A 23,579-nucleotide genomic window follows, 5' to 3' on the forward strand; every position below is an offset into this window, starting at 1 on the left:
GGCCCAGCGGAACGCCTACACTGCCCATCCCGCCAAAGGAGCTTCGCCATGCTGATCGTCGCCGACGAAAACATCCCCCTGCTCGATGCATTTTTCCAAGGTTTCGGTGAAATCCGCCGGGTGCCGGGGCGTGGCATCGACCGGACATTGGTCGAGCAGGCCGATGTGTTGCTGGTGCGTTCGGTCAGCCAGGTCAATCGAGCGCTGCTGGAGGGCAGCAAGGTACGCTTCGTCGGCACCTGCACCATCGGCACCGATCACCTGGACCTGGACTATTTTGCCGAGGCCGGCATCCGCTGGGCCAGCGCGCCCGGCTGCAATGCCCGCGGCGTGGTGGATTACGTACTGGGCAGCCTCATGACCCTGGCGGAGATCGAAGGCGCGGATCTTGCCCAGCGCACGTTTGGCGTGGTTGGCGCGGGACAGGTGGGTGGGCGATTGATCGAGGTCCTCAAGGGCCTTGGCTGGACGGTGAAAGTCTGCGATCCGCCTCGCCAGGCTGCCGAAGGCGGCGACTACGTGAGCCTGGAGCAGATCATCGAGCAGTGCGACATCATCAGCCTGCACACGCCATTGACCCGCGAAGGCGAGCAACCGACCTGGCACCTTTTTGATGAGCAACGCCTGAACAACCTCAAGCCTGGCACTTGGTTGATCAACGCCGCGCGCGGCCCGGTCATCGACAATTCGGCGCTGCGCGAGGTGCTGTTGGAGCGCGAAGACCTGCAGGCGGTCCTGGATGTCTGGGAACAGGAACCGACGGTGGACGTGGACCTGGCTGACCTGTGCGTCATCGCCACCCCGCACATCGCCGGCTACAGCCTGGACGGCCGCCAGCGCGGTACGGCGCAGATCTACCAGGCGTTGTGCGACTTCCTTGGGCGGCCCGCCGACGTCAGCCTGGCGGACCTGCTGCCCCGGCCCTGGCTCGCAGGCATCACCCTGGACGCCGATACCGACCCGGCCTGGGCGCTGGCGGCGTTGTGCCGGAGCGTGTATGACCCACGCCGTGACGATGCGGATTTTCGCCGCAGCCTGATCGGCACGGTGAGCGAACAGCGCAGTGCTTTCGATGCGTTGCGCAAGCATTACCCGCCACGCCGCGAAATCGACAGTTTGAAGGTGCGTATCGAAGGACAATCGCCAGTCTTGCAAGGGATCGTGGCTGCCCTGGGTGCCACTGCCGTTTAAGCGGACAGGCTGAACAGGCATAAAAAACCCGACATCAAGGTCGGGTTCAATTGAAGACGGGCTGTATCACTTTTGTTCGGCAGGCTTGACCAGTCGTTTCTCCAGTTCACTGCAGGCCTTCTGGATCATGTCTTCGGTGATCGGGACTTCGCGGCCCTGAGCATCGATGAATGAACAGCCCAGGGACTGGTCCGGTTGGGTGCGGATCACTTGAATCTTGTCGTCGCTGCTGTGTTGCAAGGACATGGCCTGTCTCCTCATCAGGTTGCGTGCCTATCGTAATGTCGTCAGGTGACCGAGCCATGACACTCCTTGAAGGTTCATGACGACAACTCCACTCAACCAGAAACACACTCGCGTTTCCAGCCAGACGTTAGACCGATAACATCTAGGCGCTAGTCTGGGTGGTCATATTTAACCTGACTCATTCTGATTCCATTTTGTTCCGCTGCGTTTCGGTGCTGACGGCCGACCCATTTCCTGTTGCATTATCGGACACTCTCAATGCTTTCATCCCGACATCGCCGCGCCATACGCCTGGCCAGCGGCTTCATCGCTCCTTATCGCAAGCAGGTTGCCGGTGCGTTGCTGGCCCTGATCGTCACGGCGGGTATCACGTTGTCCATGGGCCAGGGGATCCGGCTGCTGGTGGACCAGGGCTTCATGACTCGCTCGCCGCACCTGCTCAACCAGTCCATTGGCTTGTTCATGATGCTGGTGGTGGGCTTGGCGATCGGTACGTTCGCGCGGTTCTACCTGGTGTCATGGATCGGCGAGCGGGTGGTGGCCGATATCCGGCGGCAGGTGTTCAATCACTTGGTGTATCTGCATCCTGGCTTCTATGAAAACAACCGCAGTTCGGAAATCCAGTCGCGCCTGACCGCCGATACGACCTTGTTGCAATCGGTGATCGGCTCGTCGCTGTCGTTGTTCTTGCGCAACGCCTTGATGGTAGTTGGCGGGATTGTGCTGCTATTTATCACCAACCCCAAGCTGACCAGCATTGTGGTTGTTGCCCTGCCATTGGTGCTGGCGCCGATCCTGGTGTTTGGTCGCCGCGTACGCAGCTTGTCGCGCCAGAGCCAGGATCGTATTGCCGACGTCGGCAGCTACGTTTCCGAAACCCTGGGCCAGATCAAGACCGTGCAGGCCTACAACCACCAGGTCCAGGATGAACAACGTTTTGCCATAACGGTGGAGCAGGCCTTCGACACTGCCCGCAAGCGCATCGCCCAGCGTGCCTGGTTGATCACGTTAGTGATCGTGCTGGTGCTGGGGGCGGTGGGCGTCATGCTCTGGGTCGGCGGCATGGATGTGATCGCCGGACGGATTTCCGGTGGTGAGCTGGCGGCGTTCGTGTTCTACAGCCTGATCGTCGGCAGCGCCTTCGGTACCCTCAGCGAGGTGATCGGCGAGCTGCAACGGGCTGCGGGCGCCGCAGAACGCATTGCCGAATTGCTGCGCTCGGAGAACATCATCCAACCGCCGGCTACGGGCCTGGTGAAGTTGCCAGAGCGGGTACGAGGTGACTTGCGCCTTGAAGGCGTGCGATTTGCCTATCCATCCCGGCCGGACAGCTATGCGGTCGATGGCCTCGACCTGAGTATCAAGGCCGGCGAGACCCTCGCCTTGGTCGGGCCCTCCGGTGCGGGCAAGTCAACGGTGTACGACTTGCTGTTGCGTTTCTACGATCCGCTGCAAGGACGGATCCTGATTGATGACGTGCCGTTGACCTCGGTCGATCCCTTGGACCTGCGTCGCCATTTCGCCCTGGTTTCACAAAACCCGGCGCTGTTTTTCGGCACGGTCGAAGAAAACCTCCGCTACGGCAATCCCGGCGCAACGTTCGAGCAAGTGCGCGAGGCCGCGCAAATTGCCCACGCCCATGACTTCATCGAGAAAATGCCTGACGGTTACCAGACCCACTTGGGCGATGGCGGCCTCGGATTGTCCGGCGGCCAGCGCCAACGCCTGGCGATCGCCCGGGCGCTGTTGGTGGACGCGCCGATCCTGCTGCTGGACGAAGCCACCAGCGCCCTCGACGCCCAAAGCGAACACTTGATCCAGCAAGCCTTGCCCAACCTTATGAAAAACCGCACCACCCTGGTCATTGCCCATCGCCTGGCCACGGTGAAGAACGCCGACCGGATCGCGGTGATGGACCAGGGCAAGGTGGTTGCGGTGGGTAGCCATCAGGCGTTGGTTGCGAGCAATGCGTTGTATGCGCGGTTGGCGGCGTTGCAGTTCAGTCAGCATGGCGAGGACGTTCATTGAGCCGGACGTGCTGAAATCCTGACGAGCCGAAACCCAATGCGGGAGCGACCGACCAAGTAGCCGACCAAAAAAAATGCCCGCGTCGAAAGGCGCGGGCATTTTCTCTTGTCCGGTACAGCTTCCGCTAATACTCACTGATCATCAAAATACCGCTCATGCCAGTCCACCAGCGGTTGCGGCGAGTTGAGTTTCTGGCCGTAGATCACCGAATAGGACAACACGTTCTGCACGTATTGGCGGGTTTCGTCGAAGGGGATGCTTTCGACCCAAACGTCGAAGCTCAGGTGATCAGCGCCGCGCAGCCATTGGCGAACGCGGCCGGGGCCGGCGTTGTAGGCGGCGGAGGCAAGGACGCGGTTGCCGTTGAACTGGCTGTGGACCTGGCTCAGGTAGGCCGCGCCCAGCTGGATATTCTTGTCCGGGTTGAACACTTGCTGTGGCGATGCCAGGGGAATGCTGAACTTGCGTGCGGTTTCCTTGGCAGTGGCTGGCATCAGTTGCATGAGGCCGCTGGCGCCGACACCGGAGCGGGCGTCGTCCATGAAAGCACTTTCCTGCCGGGTAATGGCAAACGCCCAGCTTGGATGCAAGCCGCGGACCTTGGCTTCGCGCACCAAGGTGTCGCGGTGGGCCATCGGGAAGCGGATGTCCAGGTCATCCCAGTACTTGGCCTGGCTGATGGTGCGAATGGCCGGGAAATACCATTTCAGGTCGTAGGCCAGTTTCGCCTGGGCAACCATTTCGTCCCGGTTGAAATGGCGGCTGACGTGATACCACTCGCGTCGCCCATCGACGATTTGACCGCGGGCATGGAACTCCAGCGCCCGGCGTATGCCCGGGGTGTTGCGTACTTTGTTGATCAGCGCCTGGCTCATGGGCAGCGGCTTGTTGATCAGCGAATAGGGTGACTGGGAACGGTCGGCAGCCAGGAAGCCGTAAAAATCACGCTCGCGAGCCAGATGCTTGTACAGCGTCAGTGCTTCAGGGTTCTGCGGCTGCGCAAGTTCCAGGCTGCGGGCCTGCCAGTAGCGCCAGCGATTGGTGCTGGCCAGCGATTCCGGCAAGCGCCGGGTCAGTTGGTAGGCGTCGTCCCAGCGGGCCAGGCGCAAAAGTAGCCGCAAGCGCCATTCCGATACGGTGTCGTCCCGCAGTTCAGGGTCATACTTGGTCATGACATCCAGGGCGCGGCTGTCGAAGCGCTTGGCCAAGGTCAGGCCGATTTCCCGGGCAATGGCGACTTTTTCGTCCCGGGAAAAATGCATGGTGCTGGCATAGCCGTCCAGCAATGCCATGGCTTTCTCCGGATCCTGGCGGGCCAGGCGGCGCAGGCCGAGGCTGACGATGTCGGACATCGGCTCGTCGGCGGGGGTGAAGCGTGAAGGCTGGTTGAGCAGTTCGGGCTTTTGCGCGACATCGACCAACAACTTGCCCCGGGCGGCGAGGGTGGTCAGGCCGCTGACCAAGCTGTTGGCCAGTGGATAATTGCGTGCCTGGGCCGCCAGTTTGGCGCGCTCCCAGCGTTTCTGCTCAGTCAACTGCCCCTGCGTCGCCCACATGCCAAACAACGCGTCGCAGGCCGCCGGCTGGGATTTGCCGGTGAGCCAGAGCTTTTCGGCATTGGCGTAGCCTTCGGCCTTCAGGCCGTGGCTGAGCTGATATTGAGCGTTGAGGCAATCCAGTTCGGTGAAGTTGAGCTTGGGATCGTAGTACTTGACGAAGGTCGCCCAGTCACCACGCTCGGCCAGCCAGCGCAACCAGCGCAGCTTCATCCAGTTGGCCTGGGGCAGGTCGCCATGCTCGGCGAGGAATTTTTCGATCTCGGCGTTGCTCGCGCTTTTGAGTCGCGCGGTCAGTTCATCATAGGCCAGGTACGGTTCCAGCGGATAATCACGCAGGGCCTGGCTGTAGCGAAAGTAGGGGCCGGAATCGCCTTTCGCCAGGGCGCGCTTGGCCTCGTCGTAATATTGGCGCTGGGTGGAAATGTCCACCGCCTGGGCGGTTTGAACGGCAGTGGCACACACAAACAAACAAGATAGAACACTGAAAAGGCGACTGCGCATGATACGTCCGGGCAGAAAAAACATGACAAGCCCAAGGAATAACCCAGGGTAACTTGCTTGTAGCTTAGCCTTTTGCCAGCAACCGGCGAAAGCTTTGCAGGGCCGTTGGCACAACTTCGCAACATTTGTTGTGCAGAGTGCTTCGACGACGAAATTGGCGGACCCTTGAGGGCTCTTCTCAGGTAGAATGCGCGCCCGGTTTTTGGAGAAGCTCATGACCCTGCTCAAATTCAGCGATGTGTCCCTTGCTTTCGGCGCGATGCCGTTGTTGGACAAGGTGTCCTGGCAGATCGCCCGTGGAGAGCGGGTGTGCATCATCGGCCGCAACGGCACTGGCAAGTCCAGCATGATGAAGCTGGTCAAGGGCGACCAGAAGCCTGACGACGGCTCGGTCTGGCGTGCGCCAGGCCTGAAGATCGGCGAATTGCCCCAGGAATTGCCGGTGGCCGACGAGCGGACCGTGTTCGACGTGGTTGCCGAAGGCCTGGACGGTGTCGGCGCGCTGTTGGCCGAATACCACCACCTGAGCCAGAACATCGTCACCGATGCCGACCTCGACAAACTGATGCATGTGCAGCACGACCTCGAGGCCCGCGACGGCTGGCGCTTGCAGCAGTTGGTCGACAGCACCTTGAGCCGCCTGCAGCTCCCGGCCGACAAGACCTTGGCCGAACTGTCCGGCGGTTGGCGTCGCCGTGTCCTGCTGGCCCAGGCCCTGGTGTCCGAGCCTGACCTCCTGCTGCTCGACGAACCCACCAACCACCTGGATATCGGCGCCATTGCATGGCTTGAGGAAGCGCTGAAGGATTTCCAAGGGGCAGTGCTGTTCATCACCCACGACCGTTCCTTCCTGCAGAACCTGGCAACCCGCATCCTCGAACTGGATCGCGGCGGCTTGATCGACTGGAACGGCGACTACGCCAGCTTCCTGGTGCACAAGGAAGCGGTGCTGGCGGCGGAAGAAACCGCGAACGCCTTGTTCGACAAGCGCCTGGCCCAGGAAGAAGTCTGGATCCGCCAGGGCATCAAGGCCCGACGTACCCGTAACGAAGGCCGCGTGCGCGCCCTCAAGGCCCTGCGCGTCGAGCGCAGCGAACGCCGCGAGCGCACCGGCAAGGCCAATATTCAGTTGGAAACGGCAGATAAATCCGGCAAGCAGGTCATGGTGTTGGAAAACGTCAGCTTCGCTCACCCGGGCGGGCCGTTTCTGATCAAGGATTTCTCCATGGTCCTGCAGCGCGGCGACCGGATCGGCCTGCTCGGCGCCAACGGTACCGGCAAGACGACCTTGCTCAAGCTGATGCTTGGCGGGCTGGTGCCGACCAGCGGCAAGGTGGAAGAGGGGACGAAGATCGATGTCGCCTACTTCGACCAGTTGCGCCATCAGCTGGACTTGGAAAAGACCGTGATCGACAACGTGGCCGAAGGTCGCGACTTCATCGAGATCGATGGCCAGAGCCGCCACGTATTGAGCTACCTCGGCGATTTCCTGTTCAGCCCGCAGCGCGCCCGTACACCGGTGAAGGCGCTTTCGGGTGGTGAGCGCGCACGCCTGCTGCTGGCCAAGCTGTTCAGCAAGCCGGCGAACCTGCTGGTGCTCGACGAACCGACCAACGACCTGGACGTGGAGACCCTCGAGCTGCTGGAAGAAGTGTTATTGACCTTCAATGGCACCGTGCTGATGGTCAGCCACGACCGGGCATTTCTCGACAACGTGGTCACCAGCACCTTGGTATTCGAAGGCGAAGGCTTGGTGCGCGAATACGTCGGTGGGTACCAGGATTGGCTGCGCCAGGGCGGCTCGCCGCGCCTGTTGGGCGTGACCGAGAGCAAGTCTGGCAAGGCCGACCTCAATTCGGCGGTGGTCAAGGCCGAGCCCGCGCCGGTTGCCACCGCTGCTGCACCGGCCCCAGCGAAGAAAAAACTCAGCTACAAACTGCAGCGTGAGCTCGAAGCCCTGCCAGGCGATATCGAAGCGAAAGAGCAGCAGATCGCCGCGGTGGAAGCAGAGATGGCCGATCCCGGCTTCTACCAGCGTCCTGCGGCTGAAACCGCCAAGGTGATCGCGCATCTGGAGCAACTGCAGGCCGAGCTGGATGCATTGGTCGAGCGTTGGGCTGAGTTGGACGCTTGATCCGTTGAGCTAAAAAATCCCGGTGTTCAGCAATGAACGCCGGGATTTTCAGTTGAAAATGTCATCGCTTGTGGGAGCGAGCAAGTTCAGGGGTCAGGTGCGCTTGACCAGGTGCACCGCCAGCACATCGCAAGGCGCACCATGTAGCACGTCGTTGGCCGTGGAGCCCAGCAACAGCGCCAAACCATGACGGCCATGACTGCCGACCACGATCAGGTCGCAGCCTTGCTCCTTGGCCAGGTGATGGATTTCCTGGCGCGGCTGGCCGTAGGTCAGGTGGCTATTTTCCTTTTTCAGGGCGGGGTATTTCACGATCAGTCGGTCAAGGCGTTCCTTGGCCTGGTCGAACTGCTGCTGTTGGAGCTGGGAAAGATCCATCGGAACGTCACCGCCGAAGGCCATGGCCATCGGTTCGACGATGTGCACCAGCGACAGTTTGTTTTCCCGGCCTTCGCACAGGGCGAGGGCGCGCTTGACGACGGGATCGCATTCTTCAGTAAGGTCGACGGCGACCAGGATGTGTTCGTAGTACATGAAAAGCACTCCAGAGAATGGCGATACGGTAAGTATGGCTGGTTTCAAGCGCATTGATGGCGACGCAGCTCAATGGGCTCATCAGAATTCGGGAGTACAGATATGACGGTCTGGATAGTGGTGTCAATCCTGCTGGTGGTATTAAGCCCCCTGGCATGGTTGCGGCCGTCCCGTTCCCAGAGCGGGCGCATGGCCCTTCGCATGGAGGCGCGACGCCTCGGGCTGGCCATGCAGCTGACCCCGCAGGACTGGCCGCACTGGCTTCTCCAGCAGCCTCCAAACCCATGTGCGCAATACCACCGAGCCCGGCGTGGCAGCCGGCCGGCCGTTTGGAGTTATTGGCAAAAGGCGCCTGGCGTGTGGGTGAATCAATGGCAGGAAACCTGCCGGGATGAATCGTTGCTCAATCATTTCCGGACGTTGCCGGATAATGTCTACAAGGTCGAGGCCGACCGGCAGATGATCGCGTTGTACTGGGGGGAAAAAGGCGAAGCCAGTGTCTTGCAGGACATTTCTGCTGTGCTCAAGGCGCTGGCCTGACGCGTAAAAAAGCCCGACAGATACATCGGGCTGGGTGGCCAGGCAGGCCGGTAAGCGTTTTCTTCTGGTCGTTCATTCGAAACGACCTTCGCGTATAGAACTCAAATGTGTTGTCACCAGCGTAGTCGGTTGAATCCGTTGCGGTTGGAATTAGGGCGACTTTTCTAATTATTGATTCTATGAATGGTTGCTCATGCGGCTCCGTGTTGCTGATCCATGCGGTACGGAAATGACTGCGGAGTCCCGTTCAAACGCTTGTTTAGGGCGATTGACAATTGTCGGAAATTCCGTGAAGGTGACGTACCCAAATCAAACGGGCGTATGAATTGAGCGTTTGTATTTTCAGAACGTTCCTACAGAACCCGACTATCGCGTTGACGGGTGTGTCTGGCGGATTGGCGTAGCATCGGCGGTAATGTCCGTGCCGAGCCAGGGGCCAGCGTCCAACGTGTACTGTTCAGCTTCCATATCGTGGAGATCAGTTGATGATTTACGAAGGTAAAGCCATCACGGTTAAGGCTCTTGAAAGTGGCATCGTCGAACTGAAATTCGACCTCAAGGGTGAGTCCGTCAACAAGTTCAACCGTCTTACCCTGAATGAATTGCGTCAGGCTGTGGACACTATCAAGGCAGATGCTTCGATCAAGGGTGTGATCGTCAGCAGTGGCAAGGACGTTTTCATCGTCGGCGCCGACATCACCGAATTCGTCGACAACTTCAAGCTGCCCGATGCCGAACTGATCGCTGGCAACCTCGAAGCGAACCGTATCTTCAGCGACTTCGAAGACCTCAACGTACCCACCGTCGCAGCCATCAACGGCATCGCCCTGGGTGGTGGCCTGGAAATGTGCCTGGCGGCGGATTACCGCGTCATGTCCACCGCGGCCAAGATCGGCCTGCCGGAAGTCAAGCTGGGCATCTACCCGGGCTTCGGTGGTACCGTGCGCCTGCCACGCCTGATCGGTGCCGACAATGCCATCGAGTGGATTGCCGCCGGCAAGGAAAACCGCGCCGAAGACGCGCTGAAAGTGGGCGCCGTGGACGCGGTGGTCGAACCTGGCAAGCTCCAGGAAGCGGCCCTTGAAACCGTCAAGCGCGCAATCAGCGGTGAGTTCGACTACAAGGCAAAGCGTCAGCCGAAGCTGGAAAAACTCAAGCTCAATGCCATCGAACAAATGATGGCGTTCGAAACCGCCAAGGGTTTCGTGGCCGGCCAGGCGGGCCCGAACTACCCGGCGCCGGTCGAAGCGATCAAGACCATCCAGAAGGCTGCGAACTTCGGTCGCGACAAGGCCCTGGAAGTCGAAGCCGCCGGTTTCGTCAAGCTGGCCAAGACTTCGGCTGCGCAGAGCCTGATCGGTCTGTTCCTCAACGACCAGGAGCTGAAGAAGAAGGCCAAGGCTTATGACGAAATCGCCCGTGACGTGAAGCAGGCCGCTGTACTCGGCGCCGGCATCATGGGTGGCGGTATCGCCTATCAGTCGGCGTCCAAGGGCACGCCGATCCTGATGAAAGACATCAACGAGCACGGGATCGAGCAGGGCCTGGCCGAAGCCGCCAAGCTGCTGGTCGGTCGCGTCGACAAAGGTCGCATGACCGCCGCGAAGATGGCTGAAGTGCTCAACGGCATTCGTCCGACCCTGTCCTACGGCGATTTCGGCCATGTCGACCTGGTGGTCGAAGCGGTCGTCGAGAACCCGAAGGTCAAGCAGGCGGTACTGGCTGAAGTCGAAGACAAGGTCAAAGAGGACACCATCCTCGCCTCGAACACCTCGACCATTTCCATTTCACTGTTGGCCAAGGCCCTCAAGCGTCCGGAAAACTTCGTCGGCATGCACTTCTTCAACCCGGTGCACATGATGCCGCTGGTGGAAGTCATCCGTGGCGAGAAGTCCAGCGAACAGGCCATCGCCACCACCGTGGCCTATGCCAAGAAAATGGGCAAGAACCCGATTGTCGTCAACGACTGCCCGGGTTTCCTGGTCAACCGCGTGCTGTTCCCGTATTTCGGCGGTTTCGCCAAGCTGGTCAGCGCCGGTGTGGACTTCGTGCGCATCGACAAGATCATGGAGAAATTCGGCTGGCCGATGGGCCCGGCGTACCTGATGGACGTGGTCGGCATCGACACCGGCCACCACGGTCGCGACGTCATGGCTGAAGGCTTCCCGGACCGCATGAAGGACGACCGCCGTTCGGCCGTCGACGTGCTCTACGAAGCCAAGCGCCTGGGCCAGAAGAACGGCAAGGGCTTCTATGCCTATGAGACCGACAAGCGCGGCAAGCAGAAGAAAGTCGCCGATTCGTCGGTGCTGGAAGTGCTCAAGCCGATCGTCTACGAGCAGCGCGAAGTCACCGACGAGGACATCATCAACTGGATGATGATCCCGCTGTGCCTGGAAACCGTGCGTTGCCTGGAAGACGGCATCGTCGAAACCGCCGCCGAAGCCGACATGGGTCTGGTCTATGGCATCGGTTTCCCTCCATTCCGTGGCGGTGCGCTGCGCTACATCGATTCGATCGGTGTGGCCGAGTTCGTTGCCCTGGCTGACCAGTACGCTGATCTGGGCGCGCTGTACCACCCGACCGCGAAGCTGCGTGAGATGGCCAAGAACGGCCAGAGCTTCTTCGGTTAAGCGCCCAACGACTAGAGCGAGAGAACATTTATGAGCTTGAATCCTAGAGACGTCGTGATTGTCGACTTCGGTCGTACGCCGATGGGCCGCTCCAAGGGCGGCATGCACCGCAACACCCGCGCTGAAGACATGTCGGCGCACCTGATCAGCAAACTGCTGGAACGCAACGTCAAGGTCGACCCCAACGAAGTTGAAGACGTGATCTGGGGCTGTGTGAACCAGACCCTGGAGCAGGGCTGGAACATCGCCCGCATGGCGTCGTTGATGACCCAGATCCCCCACACTGCCGCTGGCCAGACTGTCAGCCGCCTGTGCGGTTCGTCCATGAGCGCGCTGCACACTGCCGCCCAGGCGATCATGACCGGCAACGGCGACGTGTTCGTGGTTGGTGGTGTCGAGCACATGGGCCACGTGAGCATGATGCACGGTGTCGACCCGAACCCGCACATGTCTCTGTACGCGGCAAAAGCCTCGGGCATGATGGGCCTGACCGCGGAAATGCTCGGCAAGATGCATGGCATCACCCGCGAACAGCAGGACGCCTTTGGCGTGCGCTCCCACCAGCTCGCCCACAAGGCGACCGTGGAAGGCAAGTTCAAGGATGAAATCATCCCGATGCAGGGCTACGACGAGAATGGCTTCCTGAAGCTGTTCGACTACGACGAAACCATTCGTCCGGAAACCACCCTGGAGAGCCTGGCAGCCTTGAAGCCCGCCTTCAATCCAAAGGGCGGCACCGTGACGGCGGGTACTTCGTCGCAGATCACTGACGGCGCGTCGTGCATGATCGTGATGTCGGCCCAGCGTGCCCAGGATTTGGGCATCCAGCCGATGGCAGTGATTCGGTCGATGGCCGTCGCGGGTGTGGATCCGGCGATCATGGGCTATGGTCCAGTACCGGCCACGCAGAAAGCCTTGAAGCGTGCAGGCCTGAGCATTTCCGACATCGACTTCTTCGAGCTCAACGAAGCTTTCGCCGCGCAGGCCCTGCCTGTGCTGAAAGATCTGAAAATACTCGACAAGATGAACGAGAAGGTTAACCTGCACGGCGGCGCGATCGCCCTGGGTCACCCGTTCGGTTGCTCTGGTGCGCGTATCTCTGGCACGCTGCTCAACGTCATGAAGCAGAACGGCGGCACCTTTGGGGTGTCCACCATGTGCATTGGCCTCGGCCAGGGCATCGCCACTGTCTTCGAACGCGTCTAAGCGTTGCGTTGATGGAAGCCGGGGCCAAGTGCCCCGGTTTTTGTTTTCGGGTTTGGCAAAAAGATTTTGTTTTATTTTGAAAAGATTTGAGTGAGGGCCAATGCATGCCGATACAACCTGGGCTCTACCAACATTACAAAGGTCCGCAGTACCGCGTATTCAGTGTTGCGCGGCATTCGGAAACCGAGGAAGAAGTAGTCTTCTACCAAGCCCTGTATGGCGATTACGGCTTTTGGGTGCGTCCATTGAGCATGTTCCAGGAGTCTGTCGAAGTTGACGGTGAACAAGTGCCGCGCTTTGCTTTGGTGCAGGTCGAGGAGAGCGTTTTTTCCAAGCCTTGAGGCCAGTGCGAGGGCGACCCCGCCCTTGACCTCACCTTGCAGCCACTATATATAGCGGTGCCGCGTCAGGCGCCAACCGCCTTTCACTTTTTAGAACTCAGGAATTTTCTGATCCATGGGCAAATCGCTGGTCATTGTGGAATCCCCGGCTAAGGCCAAGACCATCAACAAGTATCTGGGCAACCAATACGTGGTGAAGTCGAGTATCGGCCATATCCGAGACCTGCCCACCAGCGGTTCGGCTAGCGCCAGCAAGGAGCCAGCCGCCAAGCGCGGCAAGGCGGCCGCTGGTGAAGCGCCGGCGCTGTCGCCGAAGGACAAGGCGCGCAAGCAGCTGGTCTCACGCATGGGGGTCGATCCGGAACACGGCTGGAAAGCCAAGTACGAGATCCTCCCAGGCAAGGAAAAGGTCATCGAAGAACTGCGTCGGCTCGCCAAGGACGCCGACACCATCTATCTCGCGACGGACTTGGACCGCGAAGGGGAAGCCATTGCCTGGCACCTGCGCGAAGCCATTGGTGGGGATGACAGCCGCTACAAGCGCGTGGTGTTCAACGAGATCACCAAGAAGGCCATCCAGGAAGCCTTCTCCCAACCGGGGGAGCTGGACATCGATCGGGTCAACGCTCAACAGGCCCGTCGTTTCCTTGACCGCGTCGTGGGCTACATGGTCTCGCCCTTGTTGTGGGCCAAGATCGCTCGCGGCCTGTCGGCTGGTCGTGTGCAATCGGTCGCGGTGAAGCTGGTGGTGGAGCGCGAGCGGGAAATCCGCGCGTTCATTCCCGAGGAATATTGGGAAGTCCACGCTGATCTCGGCACCGCCAAGGGCGCAACCGTGCGCTTCGAAGTGGCCCGCGAAAAAGGCGAAGCCTTCAAGCCGCTCAACGAAGCTCAGGCCATGGCGGCGCTGGAGAAGCTCAAGGCTTCGAGCTACAGCATCGTCAAGCGCGAAGACAAACCGACCAGCAGCAAGCCGTCGGCGCCATTCATAACTTCCACCTTGCAGCAGGCCGCGAGCAACCGCCTGGGCTTCGGTGTGAAGAAAACCATGATGATGGCCCAGCGTCTGTACGAAGCGGGCTACATCACCTACATGCGTACCGACTCGACCAACCTCTCGGCCGATGCCGTGGCGATGGCGCGGACTTATATAGAAAATGAGTTCGGCAAGAAATACCTGCCGGATACGCCGAACGTCTACAGCAGCAAGGAAGGCGCACAAGAAGCTCACGAAGCGATTCGCCCATCCGATGCCAATACCGAGCCAAGCAAGCTGTCGGGCATGGAGCGCGATGCCGAGCGTCTCTACGAGCTGATCTGGCGCCAATTCCTGGCCTGCCAGATGCTGCCGGCGCAATACCTGTCGACCACGGTCAGCGTCGGTGCTGGCGACTTCGAGCTGCGCGCCAAGGGCCGTATCCTGAAATTCGACGGCTACACCCGCGTCATGCCGCAAATCACCAAGCCAGGCGATGACGATGTCCTGCCGGACATGGCCCAGGGCGACGTGATGAAGTTGATCAAGCTGGATCCGACCCAGCACTTCACCAAGCCGCCGGCACGGTACTCCGAGGCCAGCCTGGTCAAGGAAATGGAAAAACGCGGCATCGGCCGTCCGTCGACTTATGCGGCGATCATCTCCACGATCCAGGATCGCGGCTACGTTACGCTGCACAACCGTCGCTTCTATTCGGAAAAAATGGGGGACATCGTTACCGAGCGTCTCTCCGAGAGCTTCTCGAACCTGATGGACTACGGTTTTACCGCCGGCATGGAAGAAAACCTGGACGATGTGGCCCAGGGTGAGCGGGACTGGAAGAATGTGCTCGACGAGTTCTACGGCGATTTCAAGAAAAAACTCGAGGTAGCCGAGAGCCCTGAAGATGGCATGCGCGCCAACCAGCCGGTCATGACTGACATCCCATGCCAGACCTGCGGCCGCCCGATGCAGATCCGTACCGCCTCGACTGGCGTATTCCTAGGGTGCTCAGGCTACAGCCTGCCGCCCAAGGAACGCTGCAAGGCGACGGTCAATCTGGTGCCGGGCGACGAAATCGCTGCGGACGATGAGGGTGAGTCGGAATCGCTGGTACTGCGCGGCAAGCACCGTTGCCCGATCTGCAGCACGGCGATGGATGCCTACTTGTTGGACGAAAAGCGCAAGCTGCACATCTGCGGCAACAATCCTGATTGTGCCGGCTACGAGATCGAAGAAGGCACCTATCGCATCAAGGGCTACGAAGGTCCAAGCCTGGAGTGCGACAAGTGTGGCAGCGAAATGCAGCTCAAGACCGGCCGTTTCGGCAAGTTTTTCGGATGCACCAACCCGGCCTGCAAGAACACCCGCAAGCTGCTCAAGAGCGGTGACGCGGCGCCGCCGAAGATGGATCCGGTGAAGATGCCTGAGCTCAAGTGCGAGAAGGTCAATGACACCTATATCTTGCGCGATGGCGCCTCCGGCCTGTTCCTGGCAGCCAGCCAGTTCCCGAAAAACCGCGAGACCCGGGCACCGTTGGTGATTGAAATCTTGCCGCACAAGGACGAGATCGATCCGAAGTACCATTTCCTCTGCGACGCGCCGCAGAAGGATCCGGACGGACGCCCAGCGGTGATTCGCTACAGCCGCAAGACCAAGGAGCAATACGTGCAGACCGAGGTCGATGGCAAGCCGACCGGTTGGAAGGCATTCTACGACGGTGGCAAGTGGACCGTTGAAGACAAGCGCTGATATGACTCTGCTCGATCCCCGTGGCGAGGGAGCTTGCTCGCGCTGTACTACACAGTCGTCCTTATAAAGGCCAGGCAAACAAAAGGCCGCATGACAACCCTCAGGTTTTCATGCGGCCTTTTCGTTTTTGGCTTGCAGTGGCTTCGGTTGATCCACGACACTGTCGCACTGCGTGACGCTTTTATTTCGTTGGGGAGAATGCCGCCATGGCCCACGAACTCTACACCCGCACCAACCAGAAGATTTACTTCGCCGGCCTGTCGCTTGAAGCGCTTGCAAAGGCAGAAGATGGGCGCGCGATGAATGCTCCGGCGCTGGTCCAGGCTGGGCGTGAATCAGTGCTGTTTCATCTGTACGGTGCCTTGTTGGGCCTCTGCCATGAAATCGCCGGGTTCTATCGCTTGCCCCAGGCGAATGCCTCACGGGCTGAGCTGATATTGACGCCCGAGGTGTTGGATAGCCTTGCGATTCCCGAGCTGGCGGAAATGGTCGAGCTGGCCCAAAACCGGGAAACCTGGCTGGCCAAGTTACTGGAGGCGCATGCTGCTCTATTCCAGCCGCCACGGGCCCCGCGCAAACCGAAAGGTGACGTCACCCAGCCATTGATCGTGGCAGTCAATCTTGACGAGCAGGAACCAGAGCCGGAGCTGAGTCGGGAAGAATTGGAGAGCTGGCGCCAGAACCTAAAAAGCTTGGCTATTCGCTTCCGTGAAGGATTGAACGAGTGCTGATTTTCATCGCCTCGTGATGACCGCCCATAACGCTTGGTCAAGATCCTGAGCGAAGCCTGGCCGATGACTATATAATCCCCGCCTTTCGTGGAGAACAGACTTTTATGCCTACGTCCTTTCTAGAAATTGTCGAACTTCCTGATGGTCGCATTGAGCTGCGCAGGGCTGAAGATGAGGGTTCTCTGGTTACCCTGAACTTCTCCGAGGATGCCAAGGTGTTCCTTCAGGGCCAGCATGTCGAGGTCGCCAAGGCGATGCTCAGCGTGGGCGTCCAGATGGCAGGTCGCCTGGTTGAAGGCGAATTCAACAAGGAAGAGGGGCCGCGGGTTCTTCATTGATCCCCGCCTGTCGGTTTTTGAAATAATGTGACGGGTCTGGCTTCTCTGTCCTGGAGAAGCCCTGCGATTATCCTAGCCCAATCGAATATTTAGGCTTTGCGCATCCCCAGTCCGCGCAGCGCTGATCAACTGTTGGCGTGCGGTAGCGGTCAAGGGATTGAGCCAGCTGACCACCGTATGACTGCGTCCCAGGCGCAACGCTTCGCAGGTCAATTGCTGGGCGCTTTGGCTGCCGCGTGGTTGCAGAAGCAGGATTCGCTCGCGATTGAGACCGGCATCTCGCAGCCAGGCCTGCGTAACGCTGGCGGGTGGCGCGATCAGCGTGAGCCAGCGAGCATCCTGGTCCTGGCTCAGTTCTCTCAGGATCGGCGCCAGCAGGTTCAGGCAATTTCCCGCTGCACCACGCAATGACAGCTCGCTGAAGGCTTCAGGTTCAACGCCCCAAGGCGACTCGATGACCTCTTTCAGGACTGGAACCAGCGGTTGGGCCATGAACGCCTCGAACAGCGGTAGTTGTGTGTGCTGTGGTGTGTGAGGAAATTGCATAAAGCCTCCTTTAGCGGCGTATGACGCCAACGCTCAAGCCTTCGATGACCAGGTCCTGGTCTTTCAAGTCCACTTCGATAGGGGCAAATTCCGGGTTCTCGGCGATCAGCCAGACTTTGCTGCCCTCGCGTTTGAAGCGCTTGACGGTGACTTCGTCGCCGATCCGCGCTACCACAACTTGGCCGTTACGAGCTTCACGTGTGGTGTGGACTGCCAGCAGGTCCCCGTCGAAAATGCCGATGTCCTTCATGCTCATGCCATGGACGCGAAGAAGATAGTCGGCCCTTGGGTGGAAGAAAGAAGGATTGATGTTGCAAGACTCCTCGACGTGTTGCTGGGCGAGGATAGGGGCGCCAGCCGCCACGCGGCCAATGATCGGCAGGGTGGTTTCGTCGGCCTTGGCTTCGAAGCCTGGGATGCGAATGCCTCGTGACGCCCCGGGCGTCATTTCTATCGCACCCTTGCGGGCCAGCGCCTTGAGGTGCTCTTCGGCCGCATTGGGGGACTTGAAACCCAATTCCTGGGCGATTTCCGCACGAGTCGGCGGATAACCGTTGTCTTCTAGGCAGCGTTTGATGAAGGCCAGAATCTCTGCTTGGCGTGGCGTCAGCTTTAGCATATCGATCGCTCTGTCTTTTTATACAGTGACTGGGATTATATACAGTGCGAGCCGCTTGGCAATCCTCCTTTTTTGGCTGGGCTGCCGAACGGTTGATTGGGCCGCTTCAAGGGGTGGCGCTACAGCTTGTCGAAGGTGTGGTTAAATAGCTGACTGAGCGTTCGCAAAATGCCCCGGCAGGCTTGACAATCCCCAGGCTGAAACGTATGTTTCAAACAAGTGTTTGTCAGGCGGAGTAGCCATGGCCCAGTCGGAAACCGTAGAACGCATTCTCGATGCTGCCGAGCAATTGTTCGCGGAAAAAGGTTTCGCTGAAACCTCTTTGCGTCTGATTACCAGCAAGGCCGGGGTGAACCTGGCTGCGGTGAATTACCATTTTGGCTCGAAAAAAGCCCTGATCCAGGCGGTTTTCTCGCGGTTTCTCGGGCCGTTCTGTATCAGTCTCGATCGCGAGCTGGAGCGTCGCCAGGCCAAGCCTGACGTCAAGCCCTCGCTGGAGGAACTCCTTGAGATCCTGGTCGAGCAAGCCCTCGTGGTCCAGCCACGCAGCGGTAACGACCTTTCCATCTTCATGCGCCTGCTGGGCCTGGCCTTCAGCCAGAGCCAAGGGCACTTGCGGCGCTATCTTGAAGACATGTACGGCAAGGTGTTTCGTCGCTACATGCTGCTGGTCAACGAAGCGGCGCCACGCATACCACCGATCGAATTGTTCTGGCGCGTGCATTTCATGCTCGGTGCCGCGGCATTCAGCATGTCCGGCATCAAGGCGTTGCGGGCTATTGCCGAGACCGACTTCGGTGTGAATACCTCTATCGAGCAGGTGATGCGCCTGATGGTGCCGTTCCTGGCAGCAGGCATGCGCGCCGAAAGCGGTGTCACCGACGAAGCAATGGCTGCAGCGCAGTTGCGTCCGCGTAGCAAATCGACGCCGGTACTCGCCAAGGCCTGAGCACACGGGTGGGCGCGGCTGGCTACATCCGCTAAGCTAGCCGCCCATGCCGATCCGCCTTTTGAATTCCTATCCAATCCCATCGCCTATGCGCGACCTGTCGGGCCGTCAGCCTGGCGGCGCCATCGTGCATGTGTCGCCACACGCATCCACCGCTACTGAAAAGGAACTGTTATGACTGCTGCCCTTCAAGGCTCGTTGATGGTGGACGTCGCCGGAACCTGGCTGACGGCTGAAGATCGCCATCTGTTGCGTCAGCCCGAAGTAGGTGGGCTGATCATTTTTGCCCGCAATATCGAGCATCCTCGCCAAGTGCGCGAGCTGAGTGCCTCGATCCGGGCCATTCGTCCCGATCTTCTGTTGGCGGTCGACCAGGAAGGCGGCCGGGTTCAGCGCCTGCGCCAAGGCTTCGTGCGGCTGCCGGCGATGCGGGCCATCGCTGATAACCCGAACGCTGAATACTTGGCCGAGCAGTGCGGCTGGATCATGGCCACCGAAGTACTGGCGGTCGGCCTCGATTTAAGCTTCGCCCCCGTGCTGGACCTCGACTACCAACGCAGTGCGGTGGTGGGAAGCCGTTCCTTCGAGGGCGATCCCGAGCGCGCCGCGCTGCTGGCCGGTGCCTTCATTCGTGGCATGAACGCTGCCGGAATGGCGGCCACCGGCAAGCATTTCCCCGGGCACGGCTGGGCCGAGGCAGACTCCCATGTTGCCATTCCTACCGATGAGCGCAGTCTCGAACAGATCCGTGCCCATGACTTGGTGCCGTTTGCCAGGTTGAGCAAGCAACTGGCGGCCGTCATGCCGGCCCACGTCATTTATCCCAAGGTGGATGCCGGTCCTGCGGGGTTTTCCCGCCGTTGGCTGCAAGACATCCTGCGCGGTGAGCTGCAGTTCGATGGCGTTATCTTCAGCGACGATCTCTCCATGGCCGGCGCCCATGTGGTCGGTGATGCCGCCAGCCGGATCGAGGCGGCGTTGGCGGCAGGTTGCGACATGGGACTGGTGTGCAACGACCGCGCGGCCGCCGAATTGGCCTTGAGCGCAGCCCAGCGCTTGAAGGTCGGGCCTTCGGCGCGGATCGCCCGCATGCGCGGCCAGGCCTTTGCCGGCACCGAGTACCGTCAGGATCCACGCTGGTTGACCGCCATCGGCGCGTTGAAAGCCGCCCAACTGATTGATTGAGGATGTTTTGATGACCGTTTATGCAATTATCGGCGGCACCGGCCTGACCCAGCTGGAAGGCTTGACGCTGCGCCAATCCCTGGCGGTAGAGACGCCCTACGGCGCGCCATCGGCCGACGTGCAGATCGGCGAATACGCCGGGCGCGAGGTGCTGTTCCTGGCGCGCCATGGCCATCCCCACCGTTTTCCGCCTCACCAGGTCAACTATCGCGCCAATCTCTGGGCGCTCAAGCAGGCGGGAGCCGAGGCCATCCTGGCGGTCAACGCCGTGGGTGGGATCCACGCCGCGATGGGGACCGGGCATTTTTGCGTGCCCCATCAATTGATCGATTACACCAGTGGTCGCCAACACACTTACTTCGCCGATGACCTGGACGCAGTGACCCATATCGATTTCAGCTATCCCTATACGGAGTCGCTGCGCCAGCAATTGATTGCGGCTTTGGCGGCCGAAGGCTGTGGCTATAGCAGTCACGGTGTCTACGCCTGCACCCAAGGACCGCGCCTGGAAACCGTGGCAGAAATCGCCCGCCTGGAGCGCGATGGCTGCGATATCGTCGGCATGACCGGCATGCCTGAGGCGGCATTGGCTCGGGAGCTGGAGTTGGATTACGCCTGTCTGGCGCTGGTGGTGAACCCGGCGGCGGGCAAGTCCACCGCTGTGATCACCATGGCTGAGATCGAGCAGGCTTTGCATGACGGAATGGGTAAGGTGAAGTCAACCTTGGCACGGGTGTTGATGGCGGGCTAGGGAGGCCGTTTTATCGGGATACGCTGTGGGAGCGAACCTGTTCGCGAAGGCGGCGGCGATGCGTGCGAAAATGTTGAAGCTGATGGCCTTCTCACGAGCAGGCTCGCTTCCACACGAAAAGGTTTAGCGCTTCTCCAGCTTGTCCGGTAGCGGCGCGAATAGCGCCTCGATGTCTTCGTTCTGCAGTTTCCAATCCCCCGCAACACGCCCATCCAGCACGCCGGCCGCCAGGTCGGATTTCTCTTTTTGCAGCAGCTGGATCTTTTCTTCCACCGTGCCGCGGGCAATCAGTTTGTATACGAACACCGGTTTTTCCTGGCCAATGCGATAGGCGCGGTCGGTGGCCTGGTTTTCGGTGGCGGGGTTCCACCAGGGGTCGTAGTGAATCACGGTGTCGGCTTCTGTCAGGTTCAAGCCTACGCCACCGGCCTTCAGGCTGATCAGAAAGATCTGACGCTTTCCGCTTTGGAATTCCTTCACTGGCGTGCGTCGGTCCCTGGTCTGGCCGGTCAGGATGGCGTACGCCACCCCGCGCTTTTTCAGCTCATCTTCAATCAGCGCCAGCATGGAAGTGAACTGTGAAAACAGCAGCACCCGTCGACCTTCTTCGAACAACTCTTCGAGCATTTCCATGAGGCTGTCGAGCTTGCCCGAGGTGCTGCCACGGGTGGGCAGGGTGGCGTCGCTGATCAGGCGCAGGTCGCAGCACACCTGGCGCAGCTTCAGCAGTGCCTCGAGGATGATGATCTGGCTGCGTGCCACGCCTTTGCGGGTGATCTCGTCGCGTACCTTCTTGTCCATGGCCAGGCGCATGGTCTCGTAGACGTCCCGCTGGGCGTCGCTGAGTTCGACCCAATGGATAATCTCGGTCTTGGGCGGCAGTTCGGTCGCCACTTGCTCCTTGGTTCGGCGCAGCAGGAAGGGTTTTATCCGACCGTTGAGGTGTTGCAGTCGTACGTCGCTGCCGCGTTTTTCGATGGGTACGCGGTAGTCGCGATTGAAACTCTTGACGTCGCCGAGCCAGCCCGGCAGCAGGAAATGAAACAGCGACCAGAGTTCACCCAGGTGGTTTTCCAGTGGCGTACCGGACAGGCACAGCCGTTGCCGGGCATCCAGTTCCCGGGCGGCTTGGGCGGCTTTGCTGGTGGGATTCTTGATGTACTGGGCTTCGTCGAGGATCAATACGTGCAGCGGCTGCGTCTTGAGGCGTTCGACATCCTTGGGCAGTAACGCATAGGTGGTCAGGATCAAGTCGTAATCGACCAGGCGCTCGAAGTGTTTCTTGCGTCCTGCACCGTACAGGGCCAGTACCTTGAGCTGCGGAGTGAAATGTGAGGCTTCGTCGAGCCAGTTGGGAATCAGGCTCGTCGGCATCACCACCATGCACGGCCGATCGAGGCGCCCGGCGTTTTTTTCGCTGAGAATGTGCGCCAGGGTCTGTAGGGTTTTGCCAAGCCCCATGTCATCCGCAAGAATGCCGCCGACTTCCAACTGCCGTAGCGACTGCATCCAGCTCAAGCCTTCGAGCTGGTAGGGTCGCAGCGTTGCGTTCAAGCCGTCCGGCGCGGTGGCGGTGTAATCCTTGATGTCGCGCAAGCGTTGGGCGAGGCTGCGTATGTGTTCGCCACCTTCCCAGCGCAGCGGCATGTCTTGCAACGGGTTCAGGCGCAGGGCGTCGGCGCTGTTGAGGCGTAGCTTGGTGGTGCCGGGCTCTTGCAGGTAGAACTCGCCCAGGGTCGCCAACACCGGCTTCAACCGCCCGTAGGGCAGGGCCACTTGCTGCGGGCCGAACTCCGAGTTGGGACGGTGCGGCAAGTTGACCAGGATAAGTTCGTCATCGCGGCGCCTGGCCAGGCGCTCCGGATTGAACAACTCGATGTGCGAGCGCATCAGGTTCAACAGGATCGGTAGCAGGCTCAATCGCTCGCCGTTGACGATAATGCCCAGCTCCAGATCGAACCAGTCCCGCTCCGGGGTTTCCTCGACCGAGGCGTACCATTCGTCCACCGCCGTCAGGTCGAAGCCAAAATCTTCGTCGATCTGCAATTCCCAGCCTTGGTTGCGCAGCTTCGGCAGGTCGTTGAGGGTAAAGGTCAGCCAAGCGCTGTCGTTGACCATTTCGTACAGTTCGCCGGCGCTCTCCGGCAAGGCCTTGCTTTGTCGGGTCGCGATTTTGAAACCGAGGATTCGTAGCTGTTCGCGGTAGGACTGTTCTACGTCAGTTTGGCGTTTGATCCGCAGCGTCTGGGTTTCCTGGCGGATCAGTACGTCGGTGTTGCGCTGGCCGCTGACGTACTCGTCCAGATAACTGAAGGACAGGGCGGCGCGGTGCTGGATATAGCGCTGCATCTTGCCGTTGCGCGGTTCGAAGGCGCTGAACTCGACACTCGCCAGCCATAATCGTGGCACCGGCTGCACGTTTTCCACCAAGACTTGCGGCGGGGCCTTGGGGCTGCGGTTGTCCAGCACTGCCTGGAGTTTTTCCAACATCTGGGCGTCTTTTTCGGCAGCAGGGTAGGCCAGGGTTTCCTGGACTTGCAGCAGCACCGCCGCGCAATGCTTGCAGTTGATGCGTACCGGGCAGGAGCAGGCGGCATCAAGCAGGATCAACGTGCCTTTGGCTGACTCTTTGAGGCGAATGGTCTGACGGTAGACGCTGCCGCCCGATCCTTCGCAACTGGCGATGATCGTGCTGTCGCCGGCCTCGACGATCCTGACGCGGTTTTCCAGCGCGTATCGGCGCCCACGCTCCAGGCTTTGTTCCTTGAATCGATTGACCCAGGAAGGTGCCAGCGGTTTGCTCAGGGGCGAGGGCATGG

General features: G+C 60.1%; 19 protein-coding genes. 13 read left to right on the plus strand and 6 right to left on the minus strand.

What is annotated here, in order from left to right; all coding sequences use genetic code 11:
* Positions 1 to 48 precede the first annotated feature (48 nt).
* Positions 49 to 1,191 carry a 4-phosphoerythronate dehydrogenase PdxB gene (pdxB, locus tag JZ00_RS10055; RefSeq protein WP_039589070.1) on the plus strand — a complete coding sequence of 381 codons (1,143 nt, stop codon included), beginning with the start codon at positions 49 to 51 and terminating at the stop codon, positions 1,189 to 1,191.
* A gap of 66 nt (positions 1,192 to 1,257) precedes the next feature.
* Here the strand turns inward: pdxB and JZ00_RS10060 are convergent, their stop codons facing one another.
* Positions 1,258 to 1,437, minus strand: a complete 180-nt coding sequence (locus JZ00_RS10060; protein WP_003199629.1) for a PA1571 family protein — start codon at positions 1,435 to 1,437, stop codon at positions 1,258 to 1,260.
* 258 nt (positions 1,438 to 1,695) lie between these two features.
* Between JZ00_RS10060 and JZ00_RS10065 the strand changes: the two genes are divergently transcribed.
* Complete coding sequence (locus JZ00_RS10065) at positions 1,696 to 3,465, plus strand: ABC transporter transmembrane domain-containing protein (protein WP_039589071.1); 1,770 nt, start codon at positions 1,696 to 1,698, stop codon at positions 3,463 to 3,465.
* 131 nt (positions 3,466 to 3,596) lie between these two features.
* Here JZ00_RS10065 and JZ00_RS10070 read toward each other — a convergent pair whose 3' ends face one another.
* Positions 3,597 to 5,525 carry a transglycosylase SLT domain-containing protein gene (locus tag JZ00_RS10070; protein ID WP_039589072.1) on the minus strand — a complete coding sequence of 643 codons (1,929 nt, stop codon included), beginning with the start codon at positions 5,523 to 5,525 and terminating at the stop codon, positions 3,597 to 3,599.
* 214 nt (positions 5,526 to 5,739) lie between these two features.
* On the opposite strand from JZ00_RS10070, the gene JZ00_RS10075 reads away from it, so the two are divergent.
* A complete protein-coding gene (locus JZ00_RS10075; RefSeq protein WP_039589073.1) occupies positions 5,740 to 7,659 on the plus strand; it encodes an ATP-binding cassette domain-containing protein in 1,920 nt (639 codons plus the stop codon).
* A 93-nt stretch (positions 7,660 to 7,752) separates the two neighbouring features.
* On the opposite strand, the gene JZ00_RS10080 is transcribed toward JZ00_RS10075, so the two are convergent.
* The gene (locus JZ00_RS10080; RefSeq protein ID WP_039589074.1) at positions 7,753 to 8,193 is read right to left on the minus strand and encodes a universal stress protein; all 441 of its coding nucleotides are present in this window, start codon (positions 8,191 to 8,193) and stop codon (positions 7,753 to 7,755) included.
* A gap of 102 nt (positions 8,194 to 8,295) precedes the next feature.
* Between JZ00_RS10080 and JZ00_RS10085 the strand changes: the two genes are divergently transcribed.
* The 7 genes from JZ00_RS10085 to JZ00_RS30120 all read left to right on the plus strand — a co-directional run bounded on the left by JZ00_RS10085 (position 8,296) and on the right by JZ00_RS30120 (position 16,710).
* Complete coding sequence (locus tag JZ00_RS10085; protein ID WP_039589075.1) at positions 8,296 to 8,733, plus strand: hypothetical protein; 438 nt, start codon at positions 8,296 to 8,298, stop codon at positions 8,731 to 8,733.
* A gap of 485 nt (positions 8,734 to 9,218) precedes the next feature.
* The gene (gene fadB / locus JZ00_RS10090; RefSeq protein WP_039589076.1) at positions 9,219 to 11,366 is read left to right on the plus strand and encodes a fatty acid oxidation complex subunit alpha FadB; all 2,148 of its coding nucleotides are present in this window, start codon (positions 9,219 to 9,221) and stop codon (positions 11,364 to 11,366) included.
* A gap of 30 nt (positions 11,367 to 11,396) precedes the next feature.
* Entirely contained in the window at positions 11,397 to 12,572 is a 1,176-nt protein-coding gene (fadA, locus tag JZ00_RS10095; protein ID WP_039589077.1) for an acetyl-CoA C-acyltransferase FadA, read from the plus strand.
* Between the two features lie 104 nt (positions 12,573 to 12,676).
* A complete protein-coding gene (locus JZ00_RS10100; protein ID WP_039589078.1) occupies positions 12,677 to 12,913 on the plus strand; it encodes a DUF1653 domain-containing protein in 237 nt (78 codons plus the stop codon).
* A gap of 115 nt (positions 12,914 to 13,028) precedes the next feature.
* Positions 13,029 to 15,641 (plus strand): type I DNA topoisomerase, encoded by a 2,613-nt coding sequence (gene topA / locus JZ00_RS10105; RefSeq protein ID WP_039589079.1) that lies wholly within the window; start codon positions 13,029 to 13,031, stop codon positions 15,639 to 15,641.
* Positions 15,642 to 15,847: 206 nt separating this feature from the next.
* On the plus strand, positions 15,848 to 16,372 hold the full coding sequence (locus JZ00_RS10110) for a DUF6586 family protein (RefSeq protein ID WP_039589080.1): 525 nt from the start codon (positions 15,848 to 15,850) through the stop codon (positions 16,370 to 16,372).
* 104 nt (positions 16,373 to 16,476) lie between these two features.
* A complete protein-coding gene (locus JZ00_RS30120) occupies positions 16,477 to 16,710 on the plus strand; it encodes a hypothetical protein (RefSeq protein ID WP_003183419.1) in 234 nt (77 codons plus the stop codon).
* Positions 16,711 to 16,782: 72 nt separating this feature from the next.
* Here JZ00_RS30120 and sulA read toward each other — a convergent pair whose 3' ends face one another.
* Together sulA and lexA are read right to left on the minus strand one after the other, a co-directional pair.
* On the minus strand, positions 16,783 to 17,256 hold the full coding sequence (gene sulA / locus JZ00_RS10120) for an SOS-induced cell division inhibitor SulA (RefSeq protein WP_039589082.1): 474 nt from the start codon (positions 17,254 to 17,256) through the stop codon (positions 16,783 to 16,785).
* Between the two features lie 10 nt (positions 17,257 to 17,266).
* Positions 17,267 to 17,875 (minus strand): transcriptional repressor LexA, encoded by a 609-nt coding sequence (gene lexA, locus JZ00_RS10125; protein WP_039589083.1) that lies wholly within the window; start codon positions 17,873 to 17,875, stop codon positions 17,267 to 17,269.
* A gap of 241 nt (positions 17,876 to 18,116) precedes the next feature.
* On the opposite strand from lexA, the gene JZ00_RS10130 reads away from it, so the two are divergent.
* The 3 genes from JZ00_RS10130 (at position 18,117) to JZ00_RS10140 (ending at position 20,760) form a co-directional block, all read left to right on the plus strand.
* Entirely contained in the window at positions 18,117 to 18,824 is a 708-nt protein-coding gene (locus tag JZ00_RS10130; RefSeq protein ID WP_039589084.1) for a TetR/AcrR family transcriptional regulator, read from the plus strand.
* A 174-nt stretch (positions 18,825 to 18,998) separates the two neighbouring features.
* Entirely contained in the window at positions 18,999 to 20,009 is a 1,011-nt protein-coding gene (nagZ, locus tag JZ00_RS10135; protein ID WP_039589085.1) for a beta-N-acetylhexosaminidase, read from the plus strand.
* A 10-nt stretch (positions 20,010 to 20,019) separates the two neighbouring features.
* Entirely contained in the window at positions 20,020 to 20,760 is a 741-nt protein-coding gene (locus JZ00_RS10140) for an S-methyl-5'-thioinosine phosphorylase (RefSeq protein ID WP_039589086.1), read from the plus strand.
* A 123-nt stretch (positions 20,761 to 20,883) separates the two neighbouring features.
* Here JZ00_RS10140 and JZ00_RS10145 read toward each other — a convergent pair whose 3' ends face one another.
* Positions 20,884 to 23,577 carry a DEAD/DEAH box helicase gene (locus tag JZ00_RS10145; RefSeq protein ID WP_039589087.1) on the minus strand — a complete coding sequence of 898 codons (2,694 nt, stop codon included), beginning with the start codon at positions 23,575 to 23,577 and terminating at the stop codon, positions 20,884 to 20,886.
* Between the last annotated feature and the right edge of the window lie 2 nt (positions 23,578 to 23,579).

Origin of the sequence: Pseudomonas frederiksbergensis (genome assembly GCF_000802155.2) — a bacterium.
GTDB lineage: Bacteria > Pseudomonadota > Gammaproteobacteria > Pseudomonadales > Pseudomonadaceae > Aquipseudomonas > Aquipseudomonas frederiksbergensis_A.